The organism is Chimaeribacter sp. YP20170169 (genome assembly GCF_056739715.1).
The window spans coordinates 3,196,552-3,217,135 of the sequence record NZ_CP176824.1; the positions used below are offsets into that span (position 1 = coordinate 3,196,552).

Genomic DNA, 20,584 nt, shown 5'->3' on the forward strand with positions numbered 1-20,584 from the left:
TAATCATGATAGTGGGTCAGGCGCATCAATTGCGCCTGCGATTATTTACGATTTAGCGATCCGCGCCGGTAGAGGGTACGCCGAATACGTGTCAGGCCCGTTTTCGGCTTATGCGGCTCATCCAGACTGGCGAGCACCAGCTCCAGTACCCGCTCTGCCACGTCACGGTGGCGCTGGGCCACGGCCAGCACCGGGCATTGCAGGAAATCGAGCAACTCGTTGTCACCAAAGGTGGCGATAATCAAATCAGTCGGCAGGCGGCCCTGCTGTGCCAGCGCCACATCCATTACCCCCTGCAACAGCGGGAAAGAGGTGGTGAACAGCGCCTGCGGCATCTCATGCGTCTCAAGCCAGTTGCGGAACAGCTCACCGGCGGCGGCGCGCTCAAAGCTGTTGGCATAGAGGTAGTCGATGCGGCGGGTATCCCCCTGCCACGCCTCACGGAAGCCCTGTTCGCGCAGGAAGCTGACCGACAGCTCTGGCAGCGCGCCGAGGTAGAGGATCGATTCAGCCGGGAAGCTGCGCAGCTCTTTCGCCAGCATCTGGGCATCCTCCTGATCCGCCCCCACCACGCTGACAAAGTGCTCGCGATCCAGCGCCCGGTCGAGGGCGATGATGGGGAACGGGTCGTTCGCCCAGCGCTGGTAGAAGGGGTGCTCGGGTGGCAGGGCGGTAGAGACGATGATCGCGTCCACCTGGCGTTGCAGCAGGTGCTCCACGCAGCGCATCTCATTGTCCGGCTGGTCTTCCGAACAGGCGATCAGCAGCTGGTAGCCGCGCTGGCGCGCCTGACGCTCCAGGTAGTTGGCGATGCGGGTATAGCTGGTATTTTCCAGGTCAGGGATCACCAGCCCAATGGAGCGGGTACGGCCCGCCCGCAATCCGGCAGCCACTGCATTGGGGTGGTAGTTATATTGCCTGACGACGGCCATGACTTTCTCAACGGTTTTATCGCTGACCCGGTACTGCTTCGCCTTGCCGTTAATCACATAACTGGCGGTGGTACGCGAAACACCGGCTAACCGCGCGATTTCATCCAGTTTCATGACGTCCTCTCATTGCTTGAAGTAATATTCCGCCACTTCCCTGTAAGGAGGCAGGAAAGGCGCTGTGCCTTTATTTCCCAACGGGTTATCGATCTCTGATCCAGATAACCGGGATAAATAACCTCCGGTTATCTAATCCCAATCCCTGATGGAGAGCAAGGTGTTTTGCCGAAAGGTATCAGCAAGGCCGTAAAAAAAAGCGGCCGGGCATCCCCTGCCCGGCCGCGCTGCAATTTTGTCTGTGGTATGAAGGCTTAACGCATAATCTTCTCGCCGCGTGAGACGCCGACCACGCCGGAGCGCGCCACCTCGACAATCTCCGCCACCTCACGCACCGTGTTGAGGAAGGCGTCCAGCTTGTCACTGGTGCCCGCCAGCTGAACGGTGTACAGCGTGGCGGTGACATCCACGATCTGGCCGCGGAAGATGTCGGCGCAACGTTTCACCTCCTCACGCCCATGGCCGCTGGCCTGCACCTTCACCAGCATGATCTCACGCTCGACGTGCGCGCCCTGCACCAGCTCGCTGACGCGCAGCACGTCCACCAGCTTGTGCAGCTGCTTCTCAATCTGCTCCAGCACCTTCTCGTCGCCGACGGTCTGGATGGTCATGCGCGACAGGGTGGGATCGTCGGTCGGGGCCACCGTCAGGCTTTCGATGTTATAGCCGCGCTGGGAGAACAGCCCGACCACCCGCGAGAGCGCGCCCGATTCATTTTCCAGTAAAACCGATAATATCCGGCGCATAATCAGGTTCTCTCCGTTTTGCTTAACCACATTTCATTCATCCCGCCCCCGCGGATCTGCATCGGGTAGACGTGTTCCTTCTCGTCGGTGGTGATGTCAACGAACACCAGCCGGTTCTTCTCGGCCAACGCCTCCGCCAGCTTGCTCTCCAGCTCATCCGGCGTGCGGATGGCGATGCCGACGTGGCCGTAGGCTTCCGCCAGCTTCACGAAGTCCGGCAGGGACTCCATGTAGGATTGGGAGTGACGGCCAGAGTAGATCATGTCCTGCCACTGCTTCACCATGCCAAGGTAGCGATTGTTCAGGTTGACCACCACCACCGGCAGGCCATATTGCAGCGCGGTGGAGAGCTCCTGAATATTCATCTGGATACTGCCGTCGCCGGTCACGCACACCACCGTCTCATCGGGCAGCGCCAGTTTCACCCCCAGCGCGGCGGGCAAACCGAAGCCCATGGTGCCCAGCCCGCCGGAGTTGATCCAGCGGCGCGGCAGGTCATATTTGTAGTAGAGCGCGGCGAACATCTGGTGCTGGCCGACGTCGGAGGTGACGTAGGCCTTGCCCTCGGTCAGCCGGTAGAGCGTCTCGATCACCGCCTGCGGCTTGATGGTGCTCCCCTCCTTCTCATAGGCGAGGCAGTGGCGCGCGCGCCACTGTTCGATCATCTGCCACCAGTCGCGCAGCGCATCATGCTCCTGGGTGGCGTCGCCCTGATCCAGCAGCTCCAGCATCTGCGTCAGCACCTGGCGGGCATCGCCGACAATCGGGATGTCGGCATTGACGGTCTTGGAGATGGAGGTCGGGTCGATGTCGATATGCAGTACCGTGGCATCCGGGCAGTACTTCATCAGGTTATTGGTGGTGCGATCGTCAAAGCGCACGCCGACCGCAAAGATCAGGTCGGTATGGTGCATCGACATGTTGGCCTCATAGGTGCCATGCATCCCGAGCATCCCTAGACTCTGGCGGTGCGAGCCAGGGAAAGCGCCCAGCCCCATCAGTGAACTGGTCACCGGCAGGTTCAGCTTCTCCGCCAGCTGGGTCAGCTCCTGATGGCAGGCGGAGTTGATCGCCCCGCCACCGACGTACATCACCGGCTTTTTCGCCGCCAGCAGGGTGGAGAGCGCCCGCTTGATCTGCCCACGGTGGCCCTGCACCGTCGGGTTATAGGAGCGCATGGTCACCTGCTCCGGGTAGGCGTAGGGCAGTTTGATCGCCGGGTTCATCACATCTTTCGGCAGGTCGATCACCACCGGGCCGGGCCGGCCACTGGCCGCCAGATAGAAGGCTTTCTTGAGGATGGTAGGGATATCCTCCGCGCGCTTGACCAGGAAGCTGTGCTTCACCACCGGGCGGGAGATGCCCACCATGTCGCACTCCTGGAAGGCGTCATAGCCAATCAGCGAGCTGGGCACCTGCCCGGAGAGCACCACCATGGGAATGGAGTCCATATAGGCGGTGGCAATGCCGGTGATGGCATTGGTGGCACCGGGGCCGGAGGTGACCAGCACCACGCCCACATCGCCGGTGGCGCGGGCATAGCCGTCCGCCATATGTACCGCGCCCTGTTCGTGGCGCACCAGCACGTGGTCAATGCCGCCCACCGTATGCAGGGCATCGTAGATATCCAGCACTGCCCCGCCGGGATAACCAAACACATGCTTCACGCCCTGATCGATTAACGATCGGACAACCATCTTGGCTCCTGACAACATCTCCATGACTTGCCTCCAGACTGCTGTTTTTATTACTGAATGGGGAGATCCCTTCTCCGCCACTCTGTGGGTAAGAGGGCATTGCCCCGATATTATTATTGTTCGGATATAACTGATTACCTTAACGTCAGAATTTGGGGCAAGCAAACGGCAAAAATGGCAGTGCGGCGCCACTAAAATAGCGCCACGCTGTGACATGCGGGGGAAAAGAGATTATTCACTATCGAATGCGGCTTGCGCTCGGGAAATATATGGCGGGGTGAGTCAAAGGCAGAAGTAAATCATATAAAAAAATAACCTCGCTGATGCAGCCCTAAAAGGGAGCGGCGCGGGTCGCCGTGGGGCAATGGCTCTGCGAGGCCATCTGTTCGTGGCAGCTGGCTCGCCCTGTTTTAGGGAGGGAACATGTTTATCACCGCTGGCGGGATGCCATTTTTTTGGGCCGGTTGGCGCAGGATGATCGTTTGCGCTGCCCCATCTCGCCAGTATCAATCGCTTTCTGGCCGAGATGGAGCACGCGGGAAGAGATTACAGGGAGGACTTGGACTGGTTCAACAGTGCCCGCAGCCACTGGTGTGCGCGGTCTTTGTCAGCGGACTCATGCCACGTCAGGTAGCACTTCATGCTGTTCTCCATCCAGTTGACCGGCAGCAGGGTAATATTGAGCATCTGCATATATTCCGAGGCCAGCCAGCGCGGTGCCAGGGTAATCATCTCTGTCTGTGACACAATATTCATCGCGCTGCTCAGGTCATTGGCGCAATAGGCAATGGTGCGCCGGGCTTCCGAGCCGTTATAGAATTCCGAGCTAAATGAACCGGTCTGTGAGAAATTGACCACCGCATGGCGTTCACTTAAAAACTGCGCGCGGCTGTTCAGCGCCTTAATATTGGGGTGCGTTGAGGAGCAGACCAATACCACCTCATCATTAAATAATACATCGCTGCAAAAGGCGTCTTTTTCAAACTTTTTATAACTGATAAAAAATTCTACGTCTTGATAACGCAACTGGTGCTCAATATTCTCATCAAAGCAGGAGGTAAGCCGCACTTGCACGTTGGGCGCCGCGTTGCCGATGATATTGAAGATCTTGGGCGCCAGCCGAATATCCAGCGGGCTGCTGATGGAGAGGTTAAAGGTGCGGTTGCTGCTGACCGGCTCGAAGCCAGCGCCCGGCAGCTCGTTCAGCACCAGCTGCAACGCCTGGCGTATCGGGCCAAACAGCTGGCGTGCACGCACGGTGGGCTGGATGCCGCGCCCGTAGCGCACGAACAGCTCATCATTAAACATCAGCTTCAGGCGTGCCACGGCATTGCTGACCGCCGGCTGGGACATGCCAAGGCTCTGTGCGGCGCGGGTAATATTCTGGACCTGCATGACGGCGTCAAATACCGTTAATAAATTCAGATCGACGTTACGCAATTGAACATCATGAGCCGGTTTTTCTGCAACATAGTCAGACATATTTAACTCCAATAAGCTGGCCACTTTAATAACCCGCCGGCCAGGGCAGGACGTCTTAACCCCCCGTCGGCGAATAGCCGCAACCGGTTATCGCCGGGGGCGTGGAATACCAGAGAAAAGGCCGACAGCGGCGTCTCTTTTATGTGCCCACTGATTACGATGGGCGGAAATAGATATAAGGAAATAATAAGCAGAGACAATCAAAAACCATCATGCCCATTTATTTTTCGAGCCAATATGACCACATCACCTTATGACATACAACATAGCCACATGAGAATAATGATTTAAGCCAACATTAAATTGATGTCATTCTGTTGATTTATCAGAACTTTATTTTCAATGATATAAATAGCGACTATCACAAATAATAATGAGTTTGCATAACCTTAAAATTTTGGTGATAAATATAAATTCAAATGCAGCCATGACGAGCATCAAAAAAAGCAGCCAACCAGCCACTTTTCCTGCATCTTACCCCCTGCCCCATCTTGCCAAAGATTCCGTTGGCCGCACTTTTCACGGCAGTTTTTTATTCTGTTTGCCACCCCCGGCCCTGCCGCCGCTATTTTTGACCCGAGGGTTGACAAGGGTAACGCGATGCCGTATCAAATTAGGCAACGAAGTTTTTACCAGTTACGAGAGAGATTGATTCCTATGTTTATCGTTACCCGTCTAAACCGCCTACTACTTCTCGCATTCTCATTGCGCGGTAGGGCGGTGGACGGGATTCAACACTGAATCAACTCTCCCCCAAATAAAAAACCCGCGCCATTGCGCGGGTTTTTTTTTACTCGCTGGGCGCTAAACGTGACGACAAGACAAGGATTAACCCCATGAGCCAACAAGTTATTATTTTCGATACCACCCTGCGCGACGGTGAACAAGCCCTGCAAGCCAGCCTGAGCGTGAACGAAAAGCTGCAAGTTGCGCTGGCACTGGAAAGAATGGGCGTCGATGTGATGGAAGTGGGTTTCCCTGTCTCCTCGCCGGGCGACTTTGAGTCGGTGCAGACCATCGCCCGCCAGATCAAAAACAGCCGCGTCTGTGGGCTGGCGCGCTGTGTGGATGGCGACATCGACGTGGCCGCCGAGGCGCTGCGCGTGGCGGAGGCGTTCCGTATCCACGTCTTCCTGGCCACCTCCACGCTGCACATTGAGTCCAAGCTGCGCCGCTCCTTTGAGGATGTGATGGCGATGGCCGTGCGCTCCGTGAAACGCGCCCGCAACTATACTGATGATGTGGAGTTCTCCTGCGAAGATGCCGGCCGCACGCCGATTGATAACCTGTGCCGCATCGTTGAGGCCGCCATCTCCGCCGGCGCCACCACCATCAATATCCCGGACACCGTGGGCTACACCACCCCGCACCAGTTCAGCGGCATCATCTCCACCCTGTATGACCGCGTGCCGAACATCGACAAGGCGATCATCTCCGTGCACTGCCACGACGATCTGGGCATGGCGGTCGGCAACTCCATCGCCGCGGTGCAGGCGGGCGCACGCCAGGTTGAGGGCACCCTGAACGGCATCGGCGAGCGCGCTGGCAACACCGCGCTGGAAGAGGTCATCATGGCGATCAAGACCCGTGAAGACATCCTGAACGTGCACACCAACATCAACCATAAAGAGATCTACCGCACCAGCCAGATCGTCAGCCAGATCACCAATATGCCGATTCCGGGCAACAAGGCGATCGTCGGCTCCAACGCCTTCGCCCACTCCTCCGGCATCCATCAGGATGGCGTGCTGAAGAACCGCCAGAACTACGAGATCATGACGCCGGAGTCCATCGGCCTGAATCAGGTACAGCTGAACCTGACCTCCCGCTCCGGCCGCGCCGCCGTGAAGCACCGCATGGAGGAGATGGGCTATAAGGAGAGCGACTACAGCCTGGACGCGCTGTATGACGCCTTCCTGAAGCTGGCGGACAAGAAGGGCCAGGTGTTCGACTATGACCTGGAAGCGCTGGTGTTCATTAATAAGCAGCAGGAGGAGCCGGAGTTCTATCGTCTGGATAACTTCAACGTGCAGTCCGGTTCCAGCATCACCGCCACTGCCACCGTCAACCTGCGCTGCGGCGACGAGGTGAAGACCGAGGCTGCCACCGGCAATGGCCCGGTCGATGCGGTCTACGAGGCGATCAACCGCGTCACCGGCTACCAGATCGAGCTGGTGAAGTACCAGCTGAGCGCCAAGGGCCACGGCCGTGACGCGCTGGGCCAGGTGGATATCGTGGTCTCTTATGAGGGGCGCCGCTTCCACGGCGTGGGGCTGGCAACGGACATCGTGGAGTCCTCCACCAAGGCGATGGTGCATGTGCTGAACTGCATCTGGCGCAGCAAGCAGGTAGAAAAAGAGAAACAGCGCCTGCAAACCACTCAACAACATAATAATCAGGAAATGGTGTGAATATGAGCAAAACCCACCACATTGCCGTTCTGCCCGGAGATGGCATCGGCCCGGAAGTGATGGCGCAGGCCTATAAAGTGATTGATGCAGTGCGCCAGCGTTTTGGGCTGGCGATCACCACGCGCGAATATGATGTCGGCGGCGCGGCCATCGACAAGCACGGCAGCCCACTGCCAGCCGCGACCGTGGCTGGCTGTGAGCAGGCCGATGCCATCCTGTTCGGCTCGGTGGGTGGCCCGAAGTGGGAAAACCTGCCGCCAGACCAGCAGCCGGAGCGCGGCGCGCTGCTGCCACTGCGCAAGCACTTCAAGCTGTTCAGCAACCTGCGCCCGGCGCGCCTCTACACCGGTCTGGAAGCCTTCTGCCCGCTGCGCGCTGACATCGCCGCGCGCGGCTTTGACATCCTGTGCGTGCGTGAACTGACCGGCGGCATCTACTTCGGCCAGCCGAAGGGGCGCGAGGGTGAAGGGGCGCAGGAGAAGGCGTTCGACACCGAGATCTACCACCGCTTTGAGATTGAGCGCATCGCGCGCATCGCCTTTGAGTCCGCCCGCAAGCGCCGCGGCAAAGTGACCTCCATCGACAAGGCCAACGTGCTGCAAAGCTCGATCCTGTGGCGTGAAGTGGTGAACGGCATCGCCAAGGATTACCCGGATGTCGCCCTCTCCCACATGTACATCGACAACGCCACCATGCAGTTGATCAAAGACCCGTCGCAGTTTGACGTGCTGCTCTGCTCCAACCTGTTTGGCGACATCCTGTCAGACGAGTGCGCGATGATCACCGGCTCAATGGGAATGCTGCCCTCCGCCAGCCTGAATGAGGAGGGCTTCGGCCTGTATGAGCCAGCGGGCGGTTCCGCGCCGGACATCGCTGGCAAGGGCATCGCCAACCCGATTGCGCAGATCCTGTCGCTGACGCTGCTGTTGCGCTACAGCCTGGGCGCGGATGAGGCGGCTGACGCGATTGAGCGCGCCGTCAATCAGGCATTAGAACAGGGTTCCCGCACCGCCGATCTGGCGGGTGACGGCAACGCCATCTCCACCGGTGACATGGGCGACATCATCGCCCGGTTTGTAGCAGAAGGGGCATAACATGGCCAAGACCTTATACCAGAAACTGTTTGACGCCCATGTGGTACACGAAGCGCCGAATGAGACCCCGCTGCTCTACATCGACCGCCATCTGGTGCATGAAGTGACCTCGCCGCAGGCATTTGACGGCCTGCGCGCCATGGGCCGCCCGGTACGCCAGCCGGGCAAGACTTTCGCCACCATGGATCACAACGTCTCGACCCAGACCAAAGACATCAACGCCTCTGGCGAGATGGCGCGCATCCAGATGCAGGAGCTGATCAAGAACTGCGCGGAGTTTGGCGTCCAGCTGTATGACCTGAACCACCCGTTCCAGGGCATCGTGCACGTCATCGGCCCGGAGCAGGGCATGACACTGCCGGGCATGACCATCGTCTGCGGCGACTCCCACACCGCCACCCACGGCGCGTTTGGCTCGCTGGCGTTCGGCATCGGCACCTCCGAGGTGGAGCACGTGCTGGCGACGCAGACCCTGAAACAGGGCCGCGCCAAGACCATGAAGATTGAGGTCAAGGGCACCGCGGCGCACGGCATCACCGCCAAGGACATCGTGCTGGCGGTGATCGGCAAAACCGGCAGCGCTGGCGGCACCGGCCATGTGGTGGAGTTCTGCGGCTCAGCGATCGAGGCGCTGAGCATGGAGGGCCGCATGACCCTGTGCAACATGGCGATTGAGATGGGCGCCAAGGCCGGGCTGGTCGCACCAGACGCCACCACCTTCGCCTACCTGGAGGGCCGCCAGTTCGCGCCGAAAGGGGCGGACTGGGACGCGGCGGTGGCCTACTGGTCAACGCTGAAATCGGACGAGGGCGCGCATTTTGACAGCGTGGTGACGCTGGATGCCGCCGAGATCGCGCCACAGGTGACCTGGGGCACCAACCCCGGCCAGGTGATTGCTGTCAACCAGATTATCCCCGCGCCGGACTCCTTCAGCGATCCGGTGGAGCGCGCCTCCGCCGAGAAGGCGCTGGCCTACATGGGGCTGCAACCGGGCATCAAGCTGACCGACGTCGCCATCGACAAGGTCTTCATTGGCTCCTGCACCAACTCGCGCATTGAAGATCTGCGCGCGGCGGCGGAGATTGCCAAGGGGCGCAAAGTGGCGACCGGCGTACAGGCCATCGTGGTGCCGGGTTCCGGCCCGGTGAAGGCACAGGCCGAGCAGGAGGGTCTGGACAAGATCTTCATCGAGGCGGGCTTTGAGTGGCGCCTGCCGGGCTGCTCCATGTGTCTGGCGATGAACAACGACCGCCTGAACCCCGGCGAGCGTTGCGCCTCCACCAGCAACCGTAACTTTGAGGGCCGTCAGGGCCGTGGTGGCCGTACCCACCTGGTCAGCCCGGCGATGGCAGCGGCGGCGGCGGTTTCTGGCCACTTTGCCGACATCCGCGAACTGAATTAAGGAGCAGCACCATGGCGAAATTTACCCAGCACATTGGTTTGGTCGCACCGCTGGATGCGGCCAACGTCGATACCGATGCGATTATCCCGAAACAGTTCCTGCAAAAGGTGACGCGCACCGGCTTCGGCCAGCACCTGTTCCACGACTGGCGCTTCCTGGACGACGCTGGCCAGTCACCGGATCCAACCTTTGTGCTGAACGCCCCGCGCTATCAGGGTGCCAGCATTCTGCTGGCACGTGAGAACTTTGGCTGCGGCTCCTCCCGTGAGCACGCGCCGTGGGCGCTGACCGACTATGGCTTCAAGGTGATCATCGCGCCAAGCTTCGCGGATATCTTCTACGGCAACTCATTCAACAACCAGCTGCTGCCGGTGACGTTGAGCGATGAGCAGGTGGATGAGCTGTTTACGCTGGTGAAAGAGCAGGAAGGGATCACCTTTACCGTGGATCTGGAGAAGCAGGAGGTGATCGCCGGTGGGAAGCGCTACCCGTTTGAGATCGACAGCTTCCGCCGCCACTGCATGATCAATGGCCTCGACAGCATCGGCCTGACGCTGCAACACGACGCCAGCATCGCGGCCTATGAGTCGCAGCAGCCAGCGTTCATGAAGTAAGCACCACCTAGCCCGCCGCCCGGCGGGCTTTTTTTAGACGTCGCGCACCCGCCAGGTGAGCGCCAGCGCCAGCACCGACAGCACGCCCGCCACGCAGTAGACCGCATAATGGCCGAAGTGCTCCGCCACCACCCCCTGCAACACCCCCGCCACAATCACGCCCGTGGAGATGCTGTTGGTAAATAGCGTGGTGGCCGACCCCGGACGGCCGGGCATCAGATCCTGGAAGTAGAGCATCCCGATGCCAGCGACAATGCCAATAAAGATGGCGTTGAACAGCTGGAGCACCAGCAGCATCGTCCGGTCCTGGAACAGCACCAGCCCGCCGTAGAACAGCACGCCCGCCACCACCGCGCCAATCATCATCCGCCGCTTGCCGACCCGCTTCACGTAGTAGCCCGCCAGCAGCATCGCCGGGATCTCCAGCCCCGCCGCCGTGCCCATCAGCAGCCCCGCCAGCCGGTCGGGCAGCCCGAGGTCATGGCTGATGTAGAGCGGCATATCGATGATGTACATGGTGTTGCAAGTCCACATCAGCAGCGAGGCGAAAAACAGCGTCCGCACGTTGATGTCTTTCCACGCCTTCGGCGACACCACCATCTGGTCTACCGGCTGCGGCTCACGCGGCACCGAGGGCAGCACCCACCACACCACCAGCGCGCTGAGCAGAAAGATGGCGGCGGCAAAGCAGAACATCAGGGTGAAGCCGTAGTTGAGCGCCAGGGTAAAGGAGAGCGGCGGGCCAATCACCCACGCCAGCGACAGTTGCGCGCGCATCATCGAGCTGAACATCACCACCTCGCGCGCCGAGGTGTCGGCATACTCACGCGCCAGCGCGAACAGCTGCGGCATGGCGGTGTTGGCGATCGCCGCCAGCAGCACGCCAGCGGTAATCAGCGTCAGGTAGTGGCGGTTGAAGGCGAACAGCAGGCAGTTGCCAACCGCCATCAAACAGCAGACCAGAATCAGGCTGCGCCGGTCGCCGCTGTGGTCTGAGCGCTTCGCCAGCAGGAAACTCACCACGATCCCCGCCAGCGCATTGATGGTGTAGAACAGCCCGACCCAGAGCGGACTGGCCTTCACCTCGGTGGTCAGGAACAGGCTGAGGGTCGGTGCCTGCAACGCCCCGGCGATGCCGCTGAGAAACGCCACGGCCAAAAAGGCGACAAACACGGGGTTCAGGCGACGGAACAGGGTGGAGTACGGCGTGATTGACCGGTTGGACATGGTGTTATCCCTGCAAAAAATAGATGGTTTTTAACCTTAAAAGGTGGAGTGTAGACGGCTTTGCGGCAGGATACCGCACACCACGCCAGCAATGGCGCTTTTTTCACCGCTGGCACGCCGCTGCCCATAAAAAAAGCCAGCGGAGGACCCGGCTGGCTGGTGAACACACCATTACTCAGAAAAGGGGAAGCCCGCCCACGGCGGACTTGCGGAATGCTGGCCTGCATGGTCGTCGCCCCGGCCATACGCACCGGATCGGCGCAGGATTGCTGAAGCTAAGTATCGGCGTAATATGGGGAAAGAAAAATGGCTCACCTTCTGCCAAGGAGTTCCCCTTTTATGCCGACATCCCGCCGCCAGCAGCAGTTTATCCGCCTGTGGCAACACTTCCACGGCGAACCGGCCGAGACCCGGCTGGCGGATCTGGCCACGCTGCTCAACTGCTCGCGCCGCCACGTCCGCTCGCTGCTCAATGCCATGCAACAGGCTGGCTGGTTAAGCTGGCAGGCCGAGGCGGGCCGCGGCCGCCGCTCCACCCTCACCTTCCTGCAATCCGGGCTGGCGTTGCAGCGCCAGCGGGCAGAGGAGCTGTTGGAACAGGGCAGCGCCGACCAACTGGTGCAGCTACTCGGCGACCGGCAGGTCGCGCGCCAGATGCTGCTGGGCCAGTTGGGGCGCAGCTTTCGTCAGGGGCGGCACCTGCTGCGGGTGCTCTACTACCGGCCGATGAGCAACCTGCTGCCCGGCTCGCCCCTGCGCCGCTCGGAGACCCATCTGGCGCGCCAGATCTTCAGTGGCCTGACGCGGATAAATGAGGAAAACGGGGAACTGGAGCCGGATCTGGCGCACCACTGGCAGGCGCTGACGCCGCTGCACTGGCGCTTTTATTTGCGCCCGGCCATCGCCTTCCACCACGGGCGGCCGCTGGAGATGCAGGATGTGATCGCCGCCCTGACGCGCGCCCAGCGCCTGCCGCTCTTCAACCATCTGGCGACCATCCGCTCGCCGACGCCGCACGTCATCGACATCACCCTGACCATGCCAGACCAGTGGCTGCCGTGGCTGCTCAGCAGCGTCAGCGCCATGATCCTGCCGCACGAGTGGCAGACGCTGCCCGGCTTCGCGCGCCACCCGGTCGGCACCGGCCCCTATGCGGTGGTGCGCAACCACCGCAGCCAGCTGCGTATCCGCGCCTTTGATGACTACTTTGGCTACCGCGCGCTGATTGATGAGGTCACCATCTGGGTGCAGCCGGAGCTGAGCGAGGAGCTGGTCTCCTCCGGCGTGCAGTTGCAGGCGGACGACACCGGCTCGCGCGAGCTGGAGAACCGGCTTGAGGAGGGGTGCTACTTCGTGCTGTTTGACCGGCGATCCGCCACCGCCGCCCGGCCAGAGGTGCGCGCCTGGCTGGCGGAGCTGCTCAACCCGGCGGCGCTGCTCAACCATGCCGAGCGCCGTTACCAGCGCTACTGGTCACCGGCACTCGGGCTGCTGCCGCGTTGGCACCACCGCACCCACCCGCCGCAGCCCGCCAAACCGGCTGGCCTGACGGCGCTGACCCTCACCTACTACCGCGATCACCCGGAGTTCGACGTCATCTGCCGCGCGCTACAACCGCTGTTGGCGGCGCAGGGCATCAGCCTGCGGGTGCAGGCGCTGGAGTATGCCCAGTGGCACGCCGGGGAAGCGCAGAGTGACCTGTGGCTCGGCAGTGTCAACTTCACGCTGCCGCTGGAGTATTCGCTGTTCGCCAGCCTCTACGAGCTACCGCTGCTGCACCACTGTCTGGAGGAGCCACCGGCGTCGCAGGCCGCCGCCTGGCGACAGCAGCAACTGCCGCTGGCGGAGTGGTGCCGTTCGCTGGTCGCCAGCCACCAGATCCACCCGCTGTTCCACCACTGGTTGCAGTTGCAGGGCCAGCGCAGTATGCGCGGCGTGCGGCTCAACACTCTCGGCTGGTTCGACTTCAAATCCGCTTGGTTCGCGCCGCCGGAGCCTTGACACGCCGCCCTTTCGCCCGCCGGAGTAAGCCTTTACAATGGCGCGTTCTCAACGGGGTGCGAAATGCTGGCGTCAGTTGCCGGCTTTGGCTGAGAGAGTCCCGTCGAACCTGATCCGGTTAATACCGGCGGAGGGATTTGAGAGTGCTTCCTGCTTGCTCAAACTCCTTTGCCACCCTTCTGCCAAGGAGCGCAAAGTGTTGAAAAAGATCGTGTCCTGCCTGCTGTTTATCTCTGCCTCGACGCTGGCTGCCCAGCCTGTCCTGACGGTATATACCTATGACTCCTTCGCCTCCGAGTGGGGCCCCGGCCCGGCGGTGAAAAAAGCCTTTGAGGCCCAGTGCCACTGTGAACTGAAATTCGTGCCGCTGGAGGATGGCGTCTCGCTGCTCAACCGGCTGCGGATGGAGGGCAAAAACAGCCCGGCGGACGTGGTGCTGGGGCTGGACAACAATCTGGTGCAGGCCGCCGCCCAGACCGGGCTGTTTGCGCCCTCGGGCGTTGACACCGCCGCGCTGAAGGTGCCGGGTGGCTGGCAGGACACCACCTTTGTGCCCTACGACTACGGCTACTTCGCGTTTGTCTACAACAAGCAGAAGCTGCAAAACCCGCCGACCAGCCTGCGCGAGCTGGTAGAGAGTGACCGCCCGCTGAAGGTGATCTATGAGGATCCGCGCACCAGTACGCCGGGGCTGGGGCTGCTGCTGTGGATGCAGAAGGTCTATGCCGATGACGCGCCAACGGCCTGGCAGAAGCTGGCGAAGAAGACCGTCACCGTCACCAAGGGCTGGAGCGAGGCCTACGGCCTGTTCCTGAAAGGAGAGGCGGATATGGTGCTGAGCTACACCACCTCACCGGCCTATCATCTGATTGAAGAGAAGAATGACGCCTACGCCGCCGCTGACTTCAGCGAGGGGCACTACCTCCAGGTGGAGGTAGCTGGCCAGCTGGCCGCCAGCCGCCAGCCGCAACTGGCGCAGCAGTTCATGAAGTTCATGCTCACCCCGGCATTCCAAAAAACCATCCCGGCCGGCAACTGGATGTACCCGGCCACCGACACCCCGCTGCCAGCGGGCTTCGAGAGCCTGACCGTGCCGAAAACCGCCCTGAGCTACAGCGCCGCTGACGTGGCCACCCACCGCGCCGACTGGATCCGGGCATGGCAAACCGCCGTCAGCCGCTGATCGCCAGCTGGCTGCTGCCGGGGCTGATCGCGGGCGGGCTGCTGCTGGCGGTGGCCGGGCTGGCGTTCGGCGCGCTGTGGCTGCATGCGCCAGTCGCCGACTGGCGGGCGCTGATGCAGGACAGCTACCTGTGGCATGTGGTGCGCTTCACCTTTATGCAGGCGCTACTGTCGGCGCTCTGCTCGGTGCTGCCAGCGCTGCCGCTGGCGCGCGCGCTGTTCCGCCGCCGCTTTCCCGGCCGCCGCCTGCTGCTGCGCCTGTGCGCCATGACGCTGGTGCTGCCGGTGCTGGTAGCAGTGTTCGGCCTGCTGAGCGTCTATGGTCGGCAGGGGTGGCTGGCCGCGCTCTGCGGCTGGCTCGGCCTGCCCTACGCCTTCTCACCCTACGGCTTACAGGGCATCCTACTGGCGCACGTCTTCTTTAACCTGCCGCTGGCGACCCGGTTGCTGTTGCAGTCGTTGGAGGGCATCCCGGTAGAGCAGCGCCAGCTGGCGGCGCAGCTAGGCATGAGCGGCTGGCAACAGTGGCACTTTGTTGAGTGGCCCGCGCTGCGGCGGCAACTGCTGCCCGCGGCGGCGCTGATCTTCATGCTCTGCTTTGCCAGCTTCGCCACCGTGCTGTCATTGGGCGGCGGGCCGCAGGCGACCACCATTGAACTGGCGATCTATCAGGCGCTGAGTTACGACTACGATCTGGGCCGGGCGGCGCTGCTGGCGCTGCTCCAGCTCGGCTGCTGTCTGGGGCTGGTGCTGCTGAGCCAGCGCCTTAACCGGGCGCTACCGGGCGGCCACACGCAAGCGGTGCAGTGGCGCAACCCGCAGGACAGTTGGTCGGCGCGGCTGCTGGATGGCGGGCTGATTGCGCTGGCGCTGCTGCTGATTTTGCCGCCGCTGCTGGCGGTGGTGGCCGATGGCCTCAACCCGGCGCTGCCAGCGGTGCTGCAACAGCCCGCGCTGTGGCAGGCGCTGTTCACCTCGCTGCGCATCGCGCTGGGTGCCGGGCTGATCTGCCTGCTGCTCGCCATGATGCTGCTGTGGAGCAGCCGTGAGTTGCGCCTGCGCCAGCAGCGGGGCCATGCACAGGCGCTGGAACTGAGCGGCATGGTGATCCTGGCGATGCCGGGCATCGTGCTGGCGACTGGCTTCTTCCTGCTGATGAGCGCCACCACCGGGCTGCCGCAGTCGGCGTGGGGGCTGGTGATGCTCACCAATGCGCTGATGGCGGTGCCCTACGCGCTGAAGGTGCTGGACAACCCGATGCGCGATCTGGCGGAGCGCTACAACCCGCTCTGCCGCGCCCTCGGCATGGGCGGCTGGCAGCGCCTGCGCTGGGTGGAGCTGAGCGCGCTGCGCCGACCGCTGGCACAGGCACTGGCCTTCGCCAGCGTGCTGTCGATGGGCGATTTTGGCGTGGTGGCGCTGTTTGGCAACGAGCAGTTCCGCACCCTGCCCTTCTACCTCTACCAGCAGATGGGAGCCTACCGCAGTCAGGCGGGCGCGGTCACCGCGCTGCTGTTGCTGCTGCTCTGCTTCCTGCTGTTTACCCTGATTGAACGCCTACCGGAACGCCGCGATGCCCGAACCGATACTGACGCTGGATAACATCACCTACCTCTATGAGCATCTGCCGATGCGCTTTGATCTGGCGCTGGCCGCGGGCGAGCGCGTGGCGATCCTCGGCCCCAGCGGCGCGGGCAAGAGCACGCTGCTGGGACTAATTGCCGGCTTCCTGGCGCCAAGCAGCGGCACGCTGCGCATTGCCGGTGACGACCACACCCGCACGCCGCCCGCGCGGCGGCCGGTGTCGATGCTGTTTCAGGAGAACAACCTGTTTGCCCATTTAACGGTGCGGCAGAATCTGGGGCTGGGGCTGCACCCCGGCCTGAAGCTGGACGCCGCGCAGCAGCGCGCGCTGGTGGAGATTGCCGATCAAGTCGGGCTAGGCGACTGTCTGGATCGCCTGCCGGGGCAGCTCTCCGGCGGCCAGCGGCAGCGGTGGCGCTGGCGCGCTGCCTGTTGCGCAGCCAGCCGCTGCTGCTGCTGGATGAGCCGTTCTCGGCGCTCGATCCGGCCCTGCGCAGTGACATGCTGACCCTGCTGGATGAGGTGTGCCGCCGCCGGGGGCTGACGCTGCTGATGGTGTCACATAATCTGGATGACGCGGCGCGCATTGCGGCGCGCACGCTGCTGGTGGTGGACGGGCGGCTCTACTATGACGGCCCGACGGCGGCGCTGCTCGACGGCAGCGCCAAAGAGGCGGCGGTGCTCGGCATCGGCCGTTAGAAGGCCATCACCTGCCACAGCAGGTGGCGGTAGACCGGCATCAGCGGGTGGCGCACCAGTACCACCAGTGCTACCAGCGCCGCGACAGCCGCCAGTATGCAGGCCCAGCGCAGGCGGCCCAGAGGCAGGTAACGTGACAGCCAGTCGGCGCTGCGCTTCCCTTCACGGAACCAGCGCCAGCCAAGCCAGCCGGCCAGCCACACCAGCACAAAGGCCGTCAGCAGCAGCCAGCGGAAGTGCGCCACCTCCGCGCCCGCCGGGATGCCAATCGCCACCCCCGCCAGAATGCCCGGCAGGAAGTAGACCGGCGGCCACGTCAGGCAGCCAAGGACATTGGGCAGCGCGAACTTCAGCGGCTTCAGATCCAGCATCCCGGCCACCAGCGGCACCAGCGGCCGAGTCGGGCCGATAAAGCGGCCGACAAGTACCGTGGCGAAACTGTGCTGGTGCAGCGCGTGGCTGGTTTTGCTCATCAGCGACTTGTGCTTTTTCAGGAACGACCAGCGGTGCAGCGGCTTCTTGAAGCGGTGGCCGATGTAGTAGGAGATCCAGTCACCGGCGAAGCAGCCGATGATCCCCGCCGCCCAGGCCTCGTAGAAGTTGACCTGCCCGCTGCCGATAAAGGCGCCGAGCGTCGCCATCATCACCGTGCCCGGCAACAGCAGCCCCACCAGCGCCAGCGACTCCAAAAAGGTCACCAGCAACACTGCGGCCAGTGAGAACGCAACAGATTGGGTAATCAGATGTTCAATGTAGGATTCCATAAATTCCAACGCGTTTTCCGGCTTAATTCATCATTTTGGCGTTGAATTGTTATCGCCGTCATTAATACAGTCAATGAATGAATTGTATGTGGTTTTGGCAGAAGCGGCGGCGGTTGGACAGCGCCGGATGAAAAACCGATACTGATCGCCCGCTCTCCGGCCGCAAGAAGGTAGCCCATGACCCCAGCCCGCCAGGGTTTTATCCTGACCCGCCACTGGCGCGACACCCCCGTCGGCACCGAACTTGAGTTCTGGCTGGCGACCGATGATGGCCCGCAGCGCGTGCTCCTGCCGCCGCAAACCGCCGTGGCCTTCCTGCCCGTGGAGCAGCAGGCGCGCGCCGAGGCGCTGCTGCGCGGTGAGCCAGGCGCGGTGCTGCGCCCGGTCAACCTCCAGGACTTCCGCCACCGGCCGCAGCTCGGCCTCTACTGCCCGCAGTACCGCCAGCTGACGCGGCTGGAGAGGCAGTTCCGCGAGCAGGGTTTGTCGCTGTATGAGGCGGACATCCGCCCGCCGGAGCGCTTCCTGATGGAGCGCTTCATCACCGCGCCGGTCTGGTTCAGCGGCGAGCCGGCCGCTGACGGCAGCCTGCGCCAGACGCGGATGAAACCGGCGGAGGGCTACCGCCCGCCGCTGAAACTCGCCTCCATTGATATCGAAACCAGCGGCAGCGGCGAACTCTACTGCATCGGCATTGAGGGGTGCGGCGAGAGACAGGTCTACATGCTCGGGCCAGAGAGCGGCCCGCCCACACAGGTCGATTTCGCGCTGGAGTATGTCGCCAGCCGCCCGCTGCTGCTGGAGCGGCTCAACGAATGGCTGGCGCGCCACGATCCGGATGCGATCATCGGCTGGAACGTGGTGCAGTTCGACCTACGGGTATTGCAGAAGCACGCCGACCGCTACGGCATCCCGCTGCGGCTGGGCCGTGGCGGCGCGCCGCTGGAGTGGCGCGAGCATCCCTTCAAGCAGGGGCACTACTTCGCCTCGGCGGCCGGGCGGCTGCTCATCGACGGCATTGAGGCGCTGAAATCGGCATTCTGGAGCTTCCCCTCCTTCAGCGTGGAGTCGGTGTCGCAAACCCTGCTCGGTGAGGGCAAGGCGATCGACAACCCCTACCAGCGGCTGGCGGAGATTGAGCAGCGCTTTCGCAGCGACAAGCCAGCGCTGGCACGCTACAACCTGAAGGATTGCGAACTGGTGACGCGCATCTTCGCCAAGACCGATCTGATGCCCTTTTTGCTGGAGCGCGCCAGCGTCACCGGGCTGGAGGCGGATCGCCACGCCGGTTCGGTGGCGGCCTTCAGCCACCTCTATATCCCACGGATGCACCGCGCCGGTTACGTCGCGCCCAACCGTGGCGAGGTGGCGGAGCAGGCCAGCCCCGGCGGCTTTGTGATGGAGTCGCGCCCCGGCCTCTACGACTCGGTGCTGGTGCTGGACTACAAAAGCCTCTACCCCTCCATCATCCGCACCTTCCTGATCGATCCGGTCGGGCTGGTGGCTGGCCTGCAACAGCCCGATGACGCGGCCTCGGTGGCGGGCTTCCTCGGCGCGCGCTTCTCGCGCCAGACCCACTGCCTGCCGGAGATTGTGCAGCGCATCTGGCAGGGGCGCGAGGCGGCCAAGCAGCAGGGCAACGCCCCGCTCTCACAGGCGCTAAAGATCATCATGAACGCGCTGTATGGCGTGCTCGGCACCAGCGCCTGCCGCTTCTACGACCCGCGCCTCGCCTCCTCCATCACCCTGCGCGGCCATGAGATCATGCACCGCACGCGGGCGCTGATTGAGGAGGAGGGCTATCAGGTGATCTATGGCGACACCGACTCCACCTTTGTCTGGCTGAAGCAGGCCCATGATGAGGCGCAGGCGCGGCAGATAGGCCAGCGGCTGGTGGAGAGGGTCAACGGTTACTGGCAGCAGAGCCTGAAGGCGGAGCTGGGGCTGGAGAGCGCGCTGGAGCTGGAGTTTGAGACCCACTTCCGCCGCTTCCTGATGCCCTCGATCCGTGGCACCGGGACGGAGCTGGGCAGCAAAAAGCGCTACGCCGGGCTGGTGAGCCGCGACGGCCAGGAGCAGATCATCTACAAGGGGCTGGAGACAGTGCGCACCGACTGGACGGCGCTGGCGCAGATCTTCCAGCAGGAGCTTTACCAGCGTATCTTCCGCCAGCAGCCCTATCAGGAGTTTGTGCGCGACTACGTGGCGCGCACCCGCGCCGGTGAGTTTGATGACCGGCTGGTCTACCGCAAGCGGCTGGGCCGGCCACTGGCGGAGTATGAGCGCCACGTACCGCCCCACGTGCGTGCCGCGCGGCTGGCGGATGAGTACAACCGGGCACACAACCGGCCGCAGCAGTACCAGAAAGGCGGCTGGATCAGCTACGTGATGACCCTCGCCGGGCCGGTGCCGCTGGAGGCGCGCAGCGCCGCCATCGACTATGAGCACTACATCGAGCGGCAACTGGAGCCGGTGGCGGATGGCATTCTGCCTTTCGTCCAGGATGATTTTGCTACACTGATTACCGGGCAGATGGGACTGTTCTAACCGGCTGCCCGCCGGGCCGCCGGGATGCGACACCGGGCCACGCGCCCGGCATGTAGAGACGTAGCAGAAATAACGGCGCTGGCAGGTG

15 protein-coding genes, 1 pseudogene and 1 riboswitch are annotated in these 20,584 nt (G+C 62.6%); of the genes and pseudogenes, 10 read left to right on the plus strand and 6 right to left on the minus strand.

Annotated elements, in window-relative coordinates; translation table 11 throughout:
- Positions 1 to 41: 41 nt before the first annotated feature.
- From cra to leuO, 4 genes are all read right to left on the minus strand, one after another.
- Positions 42 to 1,046 carry a catabolite repressor/activator gene (gene cra / locus ACK3SD_RS14595; RefSeq protein WP_137764275.1) on the minus strand — a complete coding sequence of 335 codons (1,005 nt, stop codon included), beginning with the start codon at positions 1,044 to 1,046 and terminating at the stop codon, positions 42 to 44.
- Positions 1,047 to 1,300: 254 nt separating this feature from the next.
- Complete coding sequence (gene ilvN, locus ACK3SD_RS14600; RefSeq protein ID WP_168195867.1) at positions 1,301 to 1,792, minus strand: acetolactate synthase small subunit; 492 nt, start codon at positions 1,790 to 1,792, stop codon at positions 1,301 to 1,303.
- Between the two features lie 2 nt (positions 1,793 to 1,794).
- Entirely contained in the window at positions 1,795 to 3,513 is a 1,719-nt protein-coding gene (gene ilvI / locus ACK3SD_RS14605; protein WP_481125953.1) for an acetolactate synthase 3 large subunit, read from the minus strand.
- Between the two features lie 522 nt (positions 3,514 to 4,035).
- Positions 4,036 to 4,971, minus strand: coding sequence for a transcriptional regulator LeuO (gene leuO, locus ACK3SD_RS14610; RefSeq protein ID WP_481125954.1), 936 nt, complete (start codon positions 4,969 to 4,971; stop codon positions 4,036 to 4,038).
- 657 nt (positions 4,972 to 5,628) lie between these two features.
- On the opposite strand from leuO, the gene leuL reads away from it, so the two are divergent.
- The 5 genes from leuL to leuD all read left to right on the plus strand — a co-directional run bounded on the left by leuL (position 5,629) and on the right by leuD (position 10,492).
- The gene (gene leuL / locus ACK3SD_RS14615; protein WP_481127565.1) at positions 5,629 to 5,712 is read left to right on the plus strand and encodes a leu operon leader peptide; all 84 of its coding nucleotides are present in this window, start codon (positions 5,629 to 5,631) and stop codon (positions 5,710 to 5,712) included.
- Between the two features lie 95 nt (positions 5,713 to 5,807).
- Positions 5,808 to 7,382 carry a 2-isopropylmalate synthase gene (leuA, locus tag ACK3SD_RS14620; protein ID WP_481125955.1) on the plus strand — a complete coding sequence of 525 codons (1,575 nt, stop codon included), beginning with the start codon at positions 5,808 to 5,810 and terminating at the stop codon, positions 7,380 to 7,382.
- 2 nt (positions 7,383 to 7,384) lie between these two features.
- A complete protein-coding gene (gene leuB, locus ACK3SD_RS14625; protein ID WP_481127566.1) occupies positions 7,385 to 8,476 on the plus strand; it encodes a 3-isopropylmalate dehydrogenase in 1,092 nt (363 codons plus the stop codon).
- Position 8,477: 1 nt separating this feature from the next.
- A complete protein-coding gene (leuC, locus tag ACK3SD_RS14630) occupies positions 8,478 to 9,878 on the plus strand; it encodes a 3-isopropylmalate dehydratase large subunit (RefSeq protein WP_481125956.1) in 1,401 nt (466 codons plus the stop codon).
- 11 nt (positions 9,879 to 9,889) lie between these two features.
- Positions 9,890 to 10,492, plus strand: a complete 603-nt coding sequence (leuD, locus tag ACK3SD_RS14635) for a 3-isopropylmalate dehydratase small subunit (protein WP_481125957.1) — start codon at positions 9,890 to 9,892, stop codon at positions 10,490 to 10,492.
- A 33-nt stretch (positions 10,493 to 10,525) separates the two neighbouring features.
- Here leuD and ACK3SD_RS14640 read toward each other — a convergent pair whose 3' ends face one another.
- Positions 10,526 to 11,719: a sugar efflux transporter gene (locus ACK3SD_RS14640; RefSeq protein ID WP_481125958.1), complete on the minus strand. Its 1,194-nt coding sequence runs from the start codon at positions 11,717 to 11,719 to the stop codon at positions 10,526 to 10,528.
- Positions 11,720 to 12,058: 339 nt separating this feature from the next.
- On the opposite strand from ACK3SD_RS14640, the gene sgrR reads away from it, so the two are divergent.
- The 4 genes and pseudogenes from sgrR (at position 12,059) to thiQ (ending at position 17,185) form a co-directional block, all read left to right on the plus strand.
- A complete protein-coding gene (gene sgrR / locus ACK3SD_RS14645; protein ID WP_481125959.1) occupies positions 12,059 to 13,720 on the plus strand; it encodes an HTH-type transcriptional regulator SgrR in 1,662 nt (553 codons plus the stop codon).
- Positions 13,721 to 13,762: 42 nt separating this feature from the next.
- Positions 13,763 to 13,874: riboswitch (TPP riboswitch) on the plus strand.
- Between the two features lie 42 nt (positions 13,875 to 13,916).
- Positions 13,917 to 14,903, plus strand: coding sequence for a thiamine ABC transporter substrate binding subunit (gene thiB / locus ACK3SD_RS14650; RefSeq protein WP_481125960.1), 987 nt, complete (start codon positions 13,917 to 13,919; stop codon positions 14,901 to 14,903).
- Positions 14,879 to 16,504, plus strand: a complete 1,626-nt coding sequence (gene thiP, locus ACK3SD_RS14655) for a thiamine/thiamine pyrophosphate ABC transporter permease ThiP (protein WP_481125961.1) — start codon at positions 14,879 to 14,881, stop codon at positions 16,502 to 16,504. The genes thiB and thiP overlap by 25 nt, the downstream gene beginning before the upstream one ends.
- Positions 16,488 to 17,185: pseudogene (gene thiQ, locus ACK3SD_RS14660) on the plus strand (thiamine ABC transporter ATP-binding protein ThiQ). Before thiP ends, thiQ begins: the two are co-directional and overlap by 17 nt.
- On the opposite strand, the gene ACK3SD_RS14665 reads toward thiQ, so the two are convergent.
- On the minus strand, positions 17,182 to 17,949 hold the full coding sequence (locus tag ACK3SD_RS14665) for a DedA family protein (protein ID WP_481125962.1): 768 nt from the start codon (positions 17,947 to 17,949) through the stop codon (positions 17,182 to 17,184). The pseudogene thiQ and the gene ACK3SD_RS14665 sit on opposite strands and share 4 nt — an antisense overlap.
- A 177-nt stretch (positions 17,950 to 18,126) precedes the next feature.
- Here ACK3SD_RS14665 and ACK3SD_RS14670 point away from each other — a divergent pair, with 177 nt between their 5' ends.
- Entirely contained in the window at positions 18,127 to 20,496 is a 2,370-nt protein-coding gene (locus ACK3SD_RS14670; protein WP_481125963.1) for a DNA polymerase II, read from the plus strand.
- The last annotated feature ends 88 nt before the right edge of the window (positions 20,497 to 20,584 follow it).

Coding starts and splice junctions, on each gene's coding strand:
- thiP (WP_481125961.1), top strand. CDS start 14,879: ATGGCAAACCGCCGTCAGCCGCTGATCGCCAGCTGGCTGCTGCCGGGG.
- leuB (WP_481127566.1), top strand. CDS start 7,385: ATGAGCAAAACCCACCACATTGCCGTTCTGCCCGGAGATGGCATCGGC.
- leuA (WP_481125955.1), top strand. CDS start 5,808: ATGAGCCAACAAGTTATTATTTTCGATACCACCCTGCGCGACGGTGAA.
- leuD (WP_481125957.1), top strand. CDS start 9,890: ATGGCGAAATTTACCCAGCACATTGGTTTGGTCGCACCGCTGGATGCG.
- sgrR (WP_481125959.1), top strand. CDS start 12,059: ATGCCGACATCCCGCCGCCAGCAGCAGTTTATCCGCCTGTGGCAACAC.
- ilvI (WP_481125953.1), bottom strand. CDS start 3,513: ATGGAGATGTTGTCAGGAGCCAAGATGGTTGTCCGATCGTTAATCGAT.
- cra (WP_137764275.1), bottom strand. CDS start 1,046: ATGAAACTGGATGAAATCGCGCGGTTAGCCGGTGTTTCGCGTACCACC.
- ACK3SD_RS14665 (WP_481125962.1), bottom strand. CDS start 17,949: ATGGAATCCTACATTGAACATCTGATTACCCAATCTGTTGCGTTCTCA.
- leuC (WP_481125956.1), top strand. CDS start 8,478: ATGGCCAAGACCTTATACCAGAAACTGTTTGACGCCCATGTGGTACAC.
- leuO (WP_481125954.1), bottom strand. CDS start 4,971: ATGTCTGACTATGTTGCAGAAAAACCGGCTCATGATGTTCAATTGCGT.
- ACK3SD_RS14670 (WP_481125963.1), top strand. CDS start 18,127: ATGACCCCAGCCCGCCAGGGTTTTATCCTGACCCGCCACTGGCGCGAC.
- leuL (WP_481127565.1), top strand. CDS start 5,629: ATGTTTATCGTTACCCGTCTAAACCGCCTACTACTTCTCGCATTCTCA.
- ilvN (WP_168195867.1), bottom strand. CDS start 1,792: ATGCGCCGGATATTATCGGTTTTACTGGAAAATGAATCGGGCGCGCTC.
- ACK3SD_RS14640 (WP_481125958.1), bottom strand. CDS start 11,719: ATGTCCAACCGGTCAATCACGCCGTACTCCACCCTGTTCCGTCGCCTG.